This window comes from Pantoea sp. Pa-EAmG (assembly GCF_030024295.1).
GTDB lineage: Bacteria > Pseudomonadota > Gammaproteobacteria > Enterobacterales > Enterobacteriaceae > Pantoea > Pantoea dispersa.
This window is the reverse complement of record NZ_JASEWO010000413.1, coordinates 1-602: the sequence shown is the minus strand read 5'-3', so window position 1 is coordinate 602 and position 602 is coordinate 1. Positions and strand designations below refer to the sequence as shown.

Below are 602 nucleotides of genomic sequence, written 5' to 3'. Positions count from 1 at the left end.
TGAGCAGCGTCTGTTCGTGCCGCGTGCGGGCTTCCCGGATCTGCTGGTCAGTACGTTGATCGCTACCGAAGACCGCCACTTCTACGAGCATGATGGCATCAGCCCGTACTCGATTGGTCGTGCGTTCCTCGCCAACATCACCGCCGGTAAAGCGGTGCAGGGCGGCAGTACGTTGACGCAGCAGCTGGTGAAAAACCTGTTCCTGACCAACGAACGTTCACTGTGGCGTAAAGCGCGTGAAGCCTATATGGCGGTGATCATGGATGCGCGCTACAGCAAAGATCGCATTCTTGAGCTTTACCTGAACGAGGTGTATCTCGGCCAGGCGGGCAACGATCAGATCCGCGGGTTCCCACTGGCGAGTCTGTACTACTTTGGTCGTCCGGTGGATGAACTGAGTCTCGATCAGCAGGCGATGCTGGTTGGTATGGTGAAAGGTGCGTCACTGTACAACCCGTGGCGCAACCCGAAACTGGCGCTGGAGCGTCGTAACCTGGTGCTGCGTTTACTGCAGCAGCAGAACGTGATCGATCAGGAGCTGTATGACATGCTCTCGGCGCGTCCGCTGGGTGTGCAGCCGAAAGGGGGCGTGATCACGCCGC

1 protein-coding gene is annotated in these 602 nt (G+C 58.6%); it reads left to right on the top strand.

Annotated elements, in window-relative coordinates; all coding sequences use genetic code 11:
* On the top strand, positions 1-602 hold a 602-nt coding region (locus QMM04_RS22980), incomplete at both ends, for a transglycosylase domain-containing protein (protein WP_282997206.1).